This window comes from Streptomyces sp. NPDC048565 (assembly GCF_040650935.1).
In the GTDB taxonomy this organism is placed as follows: domain Bacteria; phylum Actinomycetota; class Actinomycetes; order Streptomycetales; family Streptomycetaceae; genus Streptomyces.
This window is the reverse complement of the sequence record NZ_JBEZIH010000020.1, coordinates 70,423-82,678: the sequence shown is the minus strand read 5'-3', so window position 1 is coordinate 82,678 and position 12,256 is coordinate 70,423. Positions and strand designations below refer to the sequence as shown.

At 71.2% G+C, this 12,256-nt stretch carries 11 protein-coding genes; 9 read left to right on the top strand and 2 right to left on the bottom strand.

Going from position 1 to position 12,256, the window contains the following annotated elements:
• Positions 1–37: 37 nt before the first annotated feature.
• Both AB0C75_RS23530 and AB0C75_RS23525 read right to left on the bottom strand, forming a co-directional pair.
• Complete coding sequence (locus AB0C75_RS23530; RefSeq protein ID WP_362893651.1) at positions 38–838, bottom strand: alpha/beta fold hydrolase; 801 nt, start codon at positions 836–838, stop codon at positions 38–40.
• A 73-nt stretch (positions 839–911) separates the two neighbouring features.
• Positions 912–1,247 carry a DUF427 domain-containing protein gene (locus AB0C75_RS23525; RefSeq protein ID WP_362893650.1) on the bottom strand — a complete coding sequence of 112 codons (336 nt, stop codon included), beginning with the start codon at positions 1,245–1,247 and terminating at the stop codon, positions 912–914.
• Positions 1,248–1,312: 65 nt separating this feature from the next.
• On the opposite strand from AB0C75_RS23525, the gene AB0C75_RS23520 reads away from it, so the two are divergent.
• From AB0C75_RS23520 to gatB, 9 genes are all read left to right on the top strand, one after another.
• The gene (locus AB0C75_RS23520; protein WP_362893649.1) at positions 1,313–1,852 is read left to right on the top strand and encodes a TIGR00730 family Rossman fold protein; all 540 of its coding nucleotides are present in this window, start codon (positions 1,313–1,315) and stop codon (positions 1,850–1,852) included.
• Between the two features lie 37 nt (positions 1,853–1,889).
• On the top strand, positions 1,890–2,579 hold the full coding sequence (locus AB0C75_RS23515) for an SDR family oxidoreductase (RefSeq protein WP_362893648.1): 690 nt from the start codon (positions 1,890–1,892) through the stop codon (positions 2,577–2,579).
• Between the two features lie 37 nt (positions 2,580–2,616).
• Positions 2,617–3,642, top strand: coding sequence for a methionine synthase (locus AB0C75_RS23510; RefSeq protein WP_362893647.1), 1,026 nt, complete (start codon positions 2,617–2,619; stop codon positions 3,640–3,642).
• A 48-nt stretch (positions 3,643–3,690) separates the two neighbouring features.
• A complete protein-coding gene (ligA, locus tag AB0C75_RS23505) occupies positions 3,691–5,886 on the top strand; it encodes an NAD-dependent DNA ligase LigA (protein ID WP_362893646.1) in 2,196 nt (731 codons plus the stop codon).
• Between the two features lie 338 nt (positions 5,887–6,224).
• Positions 6,225–8,369 carry a bifunctional diguanylate cyclase/phosphodiesterase gene (locus tag AB0C75_RS23500; protein WP_362893645.1) on the top strand — a complete coding sequence of 715 codons (2,145 nt, stop codon included), beginning with the start codon at positions 6,225–6,227 and terminating at the stop codon, positions 8,367–8,369.
• 276 nt (positions 8,370–8,645) lie between these two features.
• On the top strand, positions 8,646–8,942 hold the full coding sequence (gatC, locus tag AB0C75_RS23495; protein ID WP_362893644.1) for an Asp-tRNA(Asn)/Glu-tRNA(Gln) amidotransferase subunit GatC: 297 nt from the start codon (positions 8,646–8,648) through the stop codon (positions 8,940–8,942).
• Positions 8,943–8,947: 5 nt separating this feature from the next.
• Complete coding sequence (gatA, locus tag AB0C75_RS23490; RefSeq protein WP_362893643.1) at positions 8,948–10,450, top strand: Asp-tRNA(Asn)/Glu-tRNA(Gln) amidotransferase subunit GatA; 1,503 nt, start codon at positions 8,948–8,950, stop codon at positions 10,448–10,450.
• Positions 10,447–10,689, top strand: coding sequence for a hypothetical protein (locus tag AB0C75_RS23485; RefSeq protein WP_362893642.1), 243 nt, complete (start codon positions 10,447–10,449; stop codon positions 10,687–10,689). The genes gatA and AB0C75_RS23485 overlap by 4 nt, the downstream gene beginning before the upstream one ends.
• A gap of 15 nt (positions 10,690–10,704) precedes the next feature.
• Positions 10,705–12,213: an Asp-tRNA(Asn)/Glu-tRNA(Gln) amidotransferase subunit GatB gene (gene gatB / locus AB0C75_RS23480; RefSeq protein ID WP_362893641.1), complete on the top strand. Its 1,509-nt coding sequence runs from the start codon at positions 10,705–10,707 to the stop codon at positions 12,211–12,213.
• Positions 12,214–12,256 lie beyond the last annotated feature (43 nt).

Below are 12,256 nucleotides of genomic sequence, written 5' to 3'. Positions count from 1 at the left end.
CGACCCGGCCGTATCGGCGGCCCCTGCGCGGGAGCCCTCAGGACGCCTGGCGCAGGAACGAGTCGCGGGCGAAGAAGTCCGTCAGGACCGGCGCGATCGCGTGCGGGGCCAGGTCACGGGTCTGGCCGGTCAGGGCGCGGTGTCTGGCCCGGGGGAGGGTCGCCGCGAGGGCGAGCGTCGTCTCCCACGCCCGCTCGGTGCTGGAACCACCGGTCACCACCAGGGTGCGGGCGGTGACCGATGCGAACCTCCCGGTGGGGATCGAGCCGTCGCCCAGCAGGGCGTCGTCGTACGCCAGGGTGTGGGCCATCGCTTCGAGGTCCGACCACAGAGGCGCCCGGCGCATGCGGGCGATCGTCCCCTCCGGGACCCCGGTCCCGGACAGGAACAGCTCGACGGCCCCGCCCCGGTCACCGGCAGCAAGAAGCCGGCGCAGCAGCGCCGAGCAGCGGGACTTGTGCAGCAGGCCGTCGACGCCGGGGGAGTACGGCGGCTCGTAGACCGCCAGCAGGTCCACGGGCAGGCCCGCCGCCTGCGCCTCCAGGGCCAGCGCCCCGCCCGACAGCATGCCGAAGAGCGAGACGCGCTCACCCGCCGTCGCCGCCACCGCCGCCAGGTCCTCGATCTCCAGGCGGGGCGTGTGCGGCCCGCCGTCGCCGCTGGCCCCGCGGCCCCGGCGGTCGTAGGTGACCACCGTGAAGCGCGGGGCCAGCAGGGCGGCGAGCGGCGCCCCGTCGGCCGCGGTGGCCAGGGCCCCGCCGACGAGGATCACGGGCGGCCCGTCACCATGGCGGCGGTACGCGATCGACGTGCCGTCACGGGAGAGAGTCTTGTCCATGTGAAGGTGGACCGCCGCGCCCCACGGAACTCATCGCCCGGGCGGAGAAATCTTTTTGACGGCCCTTCGGCGGTCAGTCGGCGACGACGTCCGTCGCGTAGAAGCAGTAGTGGTCCTTGATCGCGGCGACGGCCTCCTTGGGCTCCGGATAGCCCCAGACGAGGTCCGCCGCACCGGGCAGTGACCAGTACGACGCGTCCCCCTTGAACGGGCAGTGCGTACGGGTGTCCGAGGGCGTCAGCAGCTCCGTGCGGACGTCCTCGGGCGGCAGGTAGTAGCGGTCGGGGCAGCCCGTCTCGCGCAGCACCAGCGGGCGGCGGCTCTCGGCGAGCACCTGCCCGTCGCTCACGGCCCGCACATGCATGGTCCCGGGGGTCACGGTGATGGTGTGTCCTGTGATGGAGGTCATACCTGGTTCAGCCGCCGAACGGTCCGGTTTCTTCCCGCACCCGGGGCCCGCCGTACGGTGTCCGCATGAACATCTGCGTCTTCCTCTCGGCCGCCGACCTCGACGACCGCTACACCGTGCCCGCCCGTGAATTCGCCGAACTGCTGGGCAGGGGCGGACACACCCTGGTCTGGGGCGGATCGGAGAGCGGACTGATGAAGGTCGTCGCCGACGGCGTCCAGGAGTCCGGCGGGCGGCTCGTCGGGGTGTCGGTGGACTTCCTCGCGGCGAAGGCCCGGACGAACGCCGACGAGATGGTGATAGCCAAGGACCTCGCCGAGCGCAAGGCGCTGCTCCTGGAGAAGTCCGACGCGATCGTGATCATGGTCGGCGGCACGGGCACGCTCGACGAGGCGACCGAGATCCTGGAGCTGAAGAAGCACGGCAAGCACACCAAGCCCGTCGTCCTGCTGAACACCGCCGGCTTCTACGACGGTCTGCACGAGCAGTTCCGGCGCATGGAGGACGAGGGCTTCCTGCCGCTCCCGCTGACCGAGCTGGTCTTCTTCGCCGAGGAAGGTGTCGGGGCGCTGGCCTACCTGGAGGAGTCGGCCGGCCTGCGGTGATGCGAGCGTGAGCCCGCGGTGATGCGAGCATGAGGGCATGCCTACTCATCTCATCACCGGCGCCGGCTCCGGCATCGGAGCTGCCGTCACCCGTCGACTCCTGGAGCGCGGCGACGAACTCCTGCTGCTGGCCCGCGACGCCGGACGCGCCAAGGAGCTGGCCGCGCTCCACCCCGGGGCCCGGACACTCGTCGGCGACCTCGGCAACCCCGACCGGCTGTCCTGGGCGTTCGGGCAGCAGTCGATGCCCGAACGCCTGGACTCGCTGCTGCACATCGCCGGCGTCGTCGAGCTCGGCAGCGTCGGTGACCTCACCCCCAAGGCCTGGCACTTCCAGCTCAACGCCAACCTCGTCTCCCCGGCCGAGCTGACCCGACTGCTGCTGCCGCAGCTGCGCGTCACCCAGGGCCACGTCGTCTTCGTGAACTCAGGGGCCGGGCTCTCGGCGAACGCCGGATGGAGCGCGTACGCCGCGAGCAAGCACGGGCTCAAGGCACTCGCGGACTCCCTGCGCCACGAGGAGCACGGCAACGGGGTCAGGGTCACCTCCGTCTACCCGGGCCGCACCGCGAGCCCCATGCAGGCCAAGGTCCACCAGCAGGAGGGCAAGGAGTACGACGCCTCGCGCTGGATGGACCCGGAGTCGGTGGCCACCACCCTCCTGCTCGCACTCGACCTGCCCAGGGACGCCGAGGTCAACGACCTCACGGTCCGTCCAGGCCGCTGAGGGAGGGCGCGCTCCGGGCTGCCCGTAGGCTTTCCGCGTGAGCGAGAAGAGCGGGTTCAGCGCCATTGCAGCCACCGGGATCGGGTCCATGCCGGGGGGAGACGCCCGGGAGGCGGCGAAAACCGTCACCGGGTCCTTCGCCGACGGTCAGGGCATGCCGTATCTGGCGGAGCTGCCCGCGCGCGGCCCCGGCGCGGACATGACCGGGCGGACCGTCGGCCTGCTCGTCGAGATGTACGGACACGTCGAGCCCAGCGGCTGGCGGATCAGCGACCGCCCCGGCCGCGACACCCGCAGGGCCCGCTCCTGGCTCGGCGAGGACCTCGACGCGCTGGAGGAGTTCACCCAGGGCTACGAGGGGCTCGTCAAGGTCCAGGCCGTCGGCCCCTGGACCCTGGCGGCGTCGCTGGAACTGCGGGGCGGCGAGGCCATGCTGGGCGACCCGGGTGCCTGCCGTGACCTGGCGGGCTCGCTGGCCGAGGGGCTGCGTTCCCATCTCGCCGAGGTGCGGCGGAGGATTCCCGGCGCCGAGGTCGTGCTCCAGCTGGACGAACCATCGCTGACCGCCGTGCTCCAGGGGCGGGTCAGGTCGGCCAGCGGCTACCGCACCTACCGTGCCGTGGACCGCCAGGTCGTCGAGGGCACGCTCCGCGAACTGCTCGCGGTGAACGGCGAAGGACCCACGGCCGTCCACTCGTGCGCCCCCGAGGTGCCGTTCGGCCTGCTGCGCCGCGCCGGGGCCGACGCGGTCTCCTTCGACTTCTCCCTTCTCACCGAGCGTGAGGAGGAGGCGATCGGGGAAGCCGTCGAAGCCGGTACCCAGCTCTTCCTCGGCGTCATCCCCGGTCTCGACGCGGCCTCGACCGCATTGTCGGACCCGGGCGGTAGCGTCATGGAGGTCAGGACGTTGTGGAGCAGGCTGGGGCTGCGTCCGGGGACTCTCAGCGAGTCCGTGGTGATCACCCCGTCCTGCGGGCTGGCGGGAGCGTCGCCCGCGTACGCGCGCGCCGCGCTCGCCCACTGCGCCCGGGCCGCGAGGTCGCTCGCGGACAACCCTGAGTAGCGGGTCGGCCCGAGCGGCGGGCCGAGGAGTCAACGGGAGGAACAGGCGATGGCCGGCGAACAGCAGGCGCGGCAGCTGACCGGTGTGCCGGCGGAGGTGCGGGAACAGCACGCACTGCTCGCCGAGCAGATCGAGGAGCACCGCTTCCGGTATTACGTCAAGGACCAGCCGGTCGTCGACGACGCCGAGTTCGACCGGCTGATGCGCGCCCTGGAGGCCATCGAGGACGAGCACCCCGAGCTGCGCACCCCGGACTCACCGACCCAGAAGGTCGCGGGCCCCTACACCACGGAATTCACCTCCGTCGAGCACCGCGAGCGCCTGCTCTCCCTGGACAACGCCTTCGACGACCTGGAGCTCGCGGCCTGGGCCGAGCGCGTGGCCAGGGACGTGGGCAGCGGCGGGTACCACTTCCTGTGCGAGCTCAAGGTGGACGGTCTCGCCGTCAACCTCACCTACGAGCACGGCAGGCTGACCCGCGCGGCGACCAGGGGCGACGGACGCACGGGCGAGGACATCACCCCCAACGTCCGCACGATCGCCGAGATCCCGCTCCGCCTCAAGGGCGAACGCATCCCGGAGCTCGTCGAGATCCGGGGCGAGGTCTTCTTCCCCATGGAGGCCTTCGAAGGGCTCAACGCCCGGCTGGTCGAGGCCGGTGACAAGCCCTTCGCCAACCCGCGCAACGCGGCGGCCGGATCGCTGCGGCAGAAGGACCCGAAGGTCACCGCCACCCGCCCGCTCCACATGGTGGTGCACGGCATCGGCGCCCGTGAGGGCTTCGACATCGACCGGCTCTCCCAGGCCTACGACCTGCTGAGGGAGTGGGGCCTGCCGACAGCCAAGCACAACAAGGTGGTCGGATCCCTCGACGAGGCACGGGAGTTCATCGCCTGGTTCGGCGAGAACCGCCAGTCCGTCGAGCACGAGATCGACGGCGTCGTCATCAAGCTCGACGAGATCCCGCTCCAGGGCCGGCTGGGCTCCACCTCGCGCGCGCCGCGCTGGGCGATCGCCTGGAAGTACGCGCCGCAGGAGGTCAACACCAAGCTGGTCAACATCCGGGTCGGCGTCGGACGCACCGGCCGGGTCACTCCCTACGCCCAGGTCGAGCCGGTCGAGGTGGCGGGCTCGGAGGTCGAGTTCGCCACCCTGCACAACCAGAACGTCGTGAAGGCCAAGGGCGTCCTCATCGGTGACACGGTGGTGCTGCGCAAGGCGGGCGACGTCATCCCTGAGATCCTCGGCCCCGTCGTCGATCTGCGCGACGGCAGCGAGCGGGAGTTCGTCATGCCGTCCGAGTGCCCCGAGTGCGGGACGGCGCTGCGCCCCATGAAGGAGGGCGACATCGACCTCCGCTGCCCCAACGCCCGCTCCTGCCCCGCCCAGTTGCGGGAGCGCCTGGCCTATCTCGCGGGCCGTAAGTGCCTGGACATCGACCACTTCGGGTATGTGGCCGCCGCAGCCCTGACCAAGCCGCTGGAGCCCGCGGAGCCACCCCTGGTGGACGAGGGCGACCTCTTCGGCCTCACGGTCGAGCAGCTGCTGCCGATCCGGGCGTACGTCCTGGACCCGGACAGCGGACTGCCCAAGCGCGACCCGAAGACGGGCGAGGAGAAGATCGCCACGGTCTTCGCCAACCAGCAGGGCGAGCCGAAGAAGAACGCCGTCGGGATGCTCGACGGCATCGCCGCGGCCCGGCAGGCCCCGCTCGCCCGTATCCTCACCGGGCTCTCCATCCGGCACGTCGGGCCGGTGGCCGCCGTCGAGCTGGCCCGGCAGTTCCGCTCCGTCGACCGTATCGACGAGGCGACCGAGGAGGAGCTGGCCGCGGCGGACGGAGTGGGGCCCACCATCGCCGCCTCGGTCAAGCAGTGGTTCGCCGAGGACTGGCACCGCGAGATCCTGCGCAAATGGCGGGAGGCCGGGGTCCGGATGGAGGACGAGAGCGTGGGGGAGGACGAGGGGCCCAGGCCGCTGGAAGGACTCACCGTCGTCGTCACCGGCACCCTGGCCACGCACACCAGGGACGGCGCCAAGGACGCGCTCCAGAGCCGCGGGGCGAAGGTCACGGGCTCCGTCTCGAAGAAGACCTCCTTCGTGGTGGTCGGTGACAACCCGGGGTCGAAGTACGACAAGGCGATGCAGCTGAAGGTGCCCGTCCTCGACGAGGAGGGCTTCGCCGTGCTCCTCGGCGAGGGACCGGACGCGGCGAGGGAAGCCGCTGTCCCCGCCGAAGCGTGACCGAGGGGCGCTGCTGGAGTCGCGATCGAGGCACGATCGAGACAGGGGTGACGCGTGGTCACCAGCAGGTCGGGGAAGTAAGCAGACAAGGCGGACAGCGAACGGCCAGGAGGCCTGGTCGGCCCGCCCGTCTCACCCGTTCGGTGCTTACCAGACAGTCAGGAACGCGGGACCGCATTCGGGCAAGACCTGCAGAGCGCTGCCCGCGACGGCCCTCATCGGCCTACTGTTGACGGAGCACCTGCCGTGCCCGGCCGCGTGGTGGGAATCGGGTCGTGGTGGCATGGGAGCGGGGGCCACCGCGGGACATCGGCACCGCCGGCTGTGAGAGGGACGGAATGAAACCGACCGAGAGCGCCGCACCGGTGTCGCGTCTGCAAGGTTTCGTGGGCCTCACGTCCAAAGTGGGGGCGGTCGTCGTGGCGGTCGCCGCTGTGTTGCTCGCGACCGGCTTCTACCGCACGGTCCACGACGGACGTGCGCTCTTCCCCGCCGGCACCGCGGGCTGGTCGCTCGCCCTCCTCACGGGAATCATTGTCGGGCACCTGGTCGCGCTCGGGCGCGACCGCTGGTGGGGCGGCACCGGTTCCGGCGCCGCCCTCACCCTCGCCGTCCTGCTGCTCTACGGCTGGGTGGCCGCCGGTCTGGTCAGCCTCGTCGTCGTGGTGCTCGTCGGGGTGGCCAGACGCCACCGGTGGTGGCAGGGACTGCTGCACGGGGCGGTGGACATCCTCGGCGTCGGCGCGGCCGCGCTGGTCCTGTCCGCCTTCAGCGAGGTGCCGAGCGTCGAGACGCCCTGGAGGCCACTCCACTGGGGCATCGGCGCCGTACCGGAGGTGCTGCTCGCCGCAGGCACGTATCTCCTCGTCACCCGCGTCCTGCTCTGGTACGCCAGGGCATCCCAGACCGGCGGGCTGCCGACGGTCGCCCGCACCGCGCTGCTGCGCCAGGGGCTCGTCGCGGTCGCGCTGCTCGGCATCGCCCCGCTGATCTGCGTGGTGGCATCGGCCAAGCCGGTGCTGCTGCCGCTCTTCGCCGTCCCGCTGATCGCCCTGGACTCCACGCTCTGGATCGCCCGCGCACGGGCCGAGGAGCAGCTACGGGACCCGCTCACCGGCCTGCCCAACCGCCAGTGGCTCCTGGAGAGGACATGGACGGCGCTGGAGGAGGCCGACGGCACCGGCAGCAGAACCGCCCTCGTCCTCATCGACCTCGACCGCTTCCGCGCCGTCAACGACACCCTCGGCCATCTCGCCGGGGACCGGCTCCTCCTCCAGATAGCGGACCGGCTGCGGCTCGCCCTGCCACGCGGTGCGGAGGCGGCCCGGCTCGGCGGCGACGAATTCGCCGTGCTGCTGCCGACCGTGGACTCGACGACCATCGCCCAGCGCGTCGCCCGCCATCTGGTCGCCGAACTCTCCTCCTCCCTCGACCTGGACGGGCTGACCCTGGTGCTGGAGGCGAGCGCGGGGGTCGCCGTCCACCCCGACCACGCGCTCGACGCCGAAGGGCTCCTCAGACGGGCGGACGTGGCCATGTACCAGGCCAAGCGTGACCGCACGGGCGTGGAGGTCTACGAGTCCAAGCGCGACAGCAACACCCCGGACCGGCTCGGGCTGCTGGGCGATCTGCGCCGCGCCCTCGACGCCCACGAGGTGGAGCTCCACTACCAGCCCAAGGTCCGCTTCGACGGGCAGGTGGCCGGCCTCGAAGCGCTCGTGCGCTGGGTGCACCCGGAGCGCGGACGGGTTCCCCCGGACGAGTTCATCGCCATCGCCGAGTCCTCAGGGCTGATGCCCCACCTCACCGAATACGTCCTGGAGACCGCGCTGGCCCAGGTGGCCAGGTGGCGGAAGCAGGGGCTGTTCGTCCCCGTCGCGGTCAACGTCTCGCCGCGCGACGTCCACACCCCCGGCTTCGCCGGCAGCGTCGCCGCGCGGCTCGCCCGGCACGGGGTCCCGGCCGGTGCGCTCCAGCTGGAGATAACCGAGCACGTCCTGCTGGAGGACCCCCAGCGGGCCGCCGACACCCTGGCCGGCCTCACGGGGCACGGCGTGAAGATGTCCCTCGACGACTTCGGTACCGGCTACTCCTCCCTCGTCCATCTGCGGAAGCTGCCGGTGAGCGAGCTCAAGATCGACCGCTCGTTCGTCGCACGGCTTGCCGTGGACAACGAGGACGCCGAGATCGTCCGCTGCACCATCGACCTGGCCCACTCGCTCGGGCTGATCGTCGTCGCCGAGGGCGTCGAGGACGACGAGACCTGGGAGCGGCTGCGGGACCTGCGCTGCGACGCGGTGCAGGGGTGGCTCGTCGCCGCCGCGATGCCCCCGCAGGAGACGACGGCCTGGTTGCGTGCACGGGGCGAGCACGGGTGGCGACGCCCGTCGGAGCGGGAGGCCGCTCCCGCGCAGGCGGCGGCTCCCGAGCCGGCGCCCAGGGCCGCGGGGCGCGCGCTGAACTCCGGCCCGGCCACGGCCTGACGGAGCGGTCCCGAAGCTCCGAAGGCGGTGTGGCCGTCGGCGTGTCCCGCGACCCCATAGGATTGGGGGTCGGCGGCACATTTCCACCTGCCGCGCGACGCCTGGCACGCACGCTCGCCGCGTTGCCGAAACGCCCACGTGGCTCCGCCACGAGGGCGCTCCGGCGCCTTGCGATCGCACGCACCGGACGCCGTGCGGCCCGTCCTTCGGACGGACGGTGGAAATGTGCCGCCGGCCCCCAGCCAAAACCACACACCAAACCCTGAGGATCGCTGCATGCCTGGCATCACGCGCGAGGAGGTCGCCCACCTCGCCCGGCTGGCGCGTCTGGAGCTGAAGGGCGAAGAGCTCGAGCACTTCGCCGGCCAGCTCGACGACATCATCGGCGCGGTCGCCCGCGTCTCCGAGGTCGCCGACCAAGACGTTCCGCCGACCTCCCACCCGCTGCCGCTGACCAACGTCATGCGCACGGACGAGGTCCGTCCGTCGCTCACCCCCGAGCAGGCGCTCTCCGGCGCCCCGGCCCAGGAGCAGCAGCGTTTCAAGGTGCCGCAGATCCTGGGGGAGGACTAACAGCCATGACGGACATCAGCACGATCACCAAGCTCACCGCGGCCGAGATCGCCGCGAGCATCGCCTCCGGCGAGCTGACGGCCGTCGAGGTCACCGAGGCCCACCTGGCCCGGATCGACGCCATCGACGAGAAGGTCCACGCCTTCCTGCACATCGACCGTGAGGGCGCGCTCGCGCAGGCCCGCGCCGTCGACGCCAAGCGCGAGGCGGGCGAGAAGCTCGGCCCGCTGGCCGGCGTCCCGCTCGCGCTCAAGGACATCTTCACCACGCAGGACATGCCGACCACCGTCGGATCGAAGATCCTCGAGGGCTGGGTCCCGCCGTACGACGCGACGCTCACGAAGAAGCTCAAGGCGGCCGACGTCGTCATTCTCGGCAAGACCAACATGGACGAGTTCGCCATGGGGTCATCCACCGAGAACAGCGCCTACGGCCCGACCGGCAACCCCTGGGACCTCACCCGTATCCCGGGCGGTTCCGGCGGCGGCTCGTCCGCCGCGCTGGCCTCCTTCGAGGCGGCGCTCGCCATCGGCACGGACACCGGCGGTTCCATCCGCCAGCCCGCCGCCGTCACCGGCACCGTCGGCGTCAAGCCCACCTACGGCGGCGTCTCCCGCTACGGCATGGTCGCCTTCTCGTCCTCCCTCGACCAGGGCGGCCCCTGCGCCCGTACCGTCCTGGACGCGGCGCTGCTCCACGAGGCGATCGGCGGCCACGACCCGATGGACTCGACGTCCATCGACTCACCGGTCCCGCCGGTCGTCGAAGCGGCGCGCAACGGCTCGGTGCAGGGCATGCGCGTCGGTGTGGTCAAGCAGTTCTCGGGCGAGGGCTACCAGGCCGGTGTCGTCCAGCGCTTCGAGGAGTCGGTCGAGCTGCTGAAGTCGCTCGGCGCCACCGTCGTCGAGCTGGACTGCCCCTCCTTCGACCTCGCCCTTTCGGCGTACTACCTGATCGCGCCGTCCGAGTGTTCCTCGAACCTGGCGCGCTTCGACGCCATGCGCTACGGCCTGAGGGTCGGCGACGACGGCACCCGCTCCGCCGAGGACGTCACCGCGCTCACCCGCGAGGCCGGCTTCGGCGACGAGGTCAAGCGCCGCATCATCCTCGGCACCTACGCGCTCAGCTCCGGCTACTACGACGCGTACTACGGCTCGGCCCAGAAGGTCCGCACCCTCATCACCCAGGACTTCGAGAAGGCCTTCGAGCAGGTGGATGTCATCGTCTCGCCGACGACGCCCACCACGGCCTTCCCGATCGGCGAGCGCGCCGACGACCCGATGGCGATGTACCTCGCGGACCTGTGCACCATTCCGACCAACCTCGCCGGCAATTCCGCCATGTCGCTGCCCTGCGGCCTGGCCCCGGAGGACGGCCTGCCGGTCGGACTGCAGATCATCGCTCCCGCCATGAAGGACGACCGGCTGTACAAGGTCGGAGCAGCCGTCGAGGCCGCCTTCGTGGAAAGGTGGGGGCACCCGCTGCTTGAGGAGGCTCCGTCGCTATGAGCGCAATGGCTAAGAAGGCCAAGAACTTCAAGAAGTCCAAGACCGGCGCGTACGTGTCCATGGGCACCACCGCCTTTGGCGCGCTCAGCGTGTTCAAGCAGGTGAAGATGGCCCGCGAGGAGAACGACACCCTGCGGCTGATCGACGCCGCCGTATCCGCCGCCGCGATCGTGACCGGACTCGCGATCCTCTACCGCGAGCTCAAGCGTCTCGGCGACGACGACGTCCTGCTGGGCTGAGAGGGAAAGTTGTCAGTGACTGTCATCGACCTGGAGTCGTACGAGGACGCCCTCGCGACGTACGACCCCGTCATGGGCCTTGAGGTCCATGTGGAGCTGGGCACCAAGACCAAGATGTTCTGCGGCTGCTCCACGGAGCTCAAGCAGGACGCCAACTCGCAGACCTGCCCGGTCTGCCTCGGGCTGCCGGGCGCGCTTCCGGTCGTCAACGAGATCGGCGTCGAGTCCGCCATCAAGATCGGGCTCGCGCTGAACTGCGAGATCGCCGAGTGGTGCCGGTTCGCCCGGAAGAACTACTTCTATCCGGACATGCCGAAGAACTTCCAGACCTCCCAGTACGACGAGCCGATCGCCTACGACGGCTATCTGGACGTCCAGCTGGAGGACGGGGAGATCTTCCGCGTGCAGATCGAGCGCGCGCACATGGAGGAGGACACCGGCAAGTCGACGCACGTAGGCGGTGCCACCGGCCGTATCCACGGCGCCTCCCACTCGCTGCTCGACTACAACCGCGCGGGCATCCCCCTCATCGAGATCGTCACCAAGCCGATCGAGGGCGCCGGCGCACGCGCCCCCGAGGTCGCCAAGGCGTACGTCGCCGAGCTCCGCGAGCTCATCAAGGCGCTCGGTGTCTCGGAGGCCCGGATGGAGATGGGCCAGATGCGCTGCGACGTCAACCTGTCGCTGCGCCCCAACGGCACCGAGAAGTTCGGCACGCGCTCCGAGACGAAGAACGTCAACTCGCTGCGCTCCGTCGAGCGTGCCGCCCGCTTCGAGGTCCAGCGGCACGCCGCCGTGCTGAACTCCGGCGGGACGATCGTGCAGGAGACCCGGCACTTCCACGAGGAGGACGGCTCCACCACGGCCGGCCGCATCAAGGACAACGCCGAGGACTACCGCTACTTCCCCGAGCCGGACCTGGTGCCGGTCGCCCCTTCCCGCGCCTGGGTCGAGGAGCTCCGCAAGGGGCTTCCCGAGCTGCCCCGGCTGCGCCGCAAGCGGCTGAAGGAGGAGTGGGGTGTCAACGACCACGACATGCAGTCCATCCTCAACGCGGGCGCTGTCGACCTGATCGTCGCCACGACGGACGTGGGCGCCCCGTCCGACCAGGCCCGCAAGTGGTGGATGGGCGAGCTCGCCCGTAACGCCAACGAGACCGGCCGCAGCCTGGACGAGCTGCCGGTCACCCCGGTGCAGGTCGCCAGGGTGGCGGAGCTCGTCGCCTCGGGCGACCTCAACGACAAGCTGGCGCGCCAGGTGCTCGAAGGCGTACTCGCGGGCGAGGGCGACCCGGACACCGTCGTCGAGAAGCGCGGCCTGAAGGTCGTCTCGGACGAGGGCGCCCTGGGCACCGCGGTCGACGAGGCCATCGCGGGCAACGCGGCGATCGCCGACAAGATCCGCGGCGGCAAGGTCGCCGCCGCCGGTGCGCTGGTGGGCGCCGTCATGAAGGCCACCCGTGGCCAGGCGGACGCGGCGCGTGTGCGTGAGCTGATCCTGGAGAAGCTCGGCGTCGAGGGCTGATCCCCGGCACGCCCCGTCTTCGGCACGGCCTTGGGGGCGGTGC

Bases quoted from the DNA above. Each gene is read 5' to 3' on its own strand.
- gatA (WP_362893643.1), top strand. From the start codon at position 8,948: ATGACGGACATCAGCACGATCACCAAGCTCACCGCGGCCGAGATCGCC.
- gatC (WP_362893644.1), top strand. From the start codon at position 8,646: ATGCCTGGCATCACGCGCGAGGAGGTCGCCCACCTCGCCCGGCTGGCG.
- AB0C75_RS23500 (WP_362893645.1), top strand. From the start codon at position 6,225: ATGAAACCGACCGAGAGCGCCGCACCGGTGTCGCGTCTGCAAGGTTTC.
- AB0C75_RS23515 (WP_362893648.1), top strand. From the start codon at position 1,890: ATGCCTACTCATCTCATCACCGGCGCCGGCTCCGGCATCGGAGCTGCC.
- AB0C75_RS23485 (WP_362893642.1), top strand. From the start codon at position 10,447: ATGAGCGCAATGGCTAAGAAGGCCAAGAACTTCAAGAAGTCCAAGACC.
- ligA (WP_362893646.1), top strand. From the start codon at position 3,691: ATGGCCGGCGAACAGCAGGCGCGGCAGCTGACCGGTGTGCCGGCGGAG.
- AB0C75_RS23520 (WP_362893649.1), top strand. From the start codon at position 1,313: ATGAACATCTGCGTCTTCCTCTCGGCCGCCGACCTCGACGACCGCTAC.
- AB0C75_RS23525 (WP_362893650.1), bottom strand. From the start codon at position 1,247: ATGACCTCCATCACAGGACACACCATCACCGTGACCCCCGGGACCATG.
- AB0C75_RS23530 (WP_362893651.1), bottom strand. From the start codon at position 838: ATGGACAAGACTCTCTCCCGTGACGGCACGTCGATCGCGTACCGCCGC.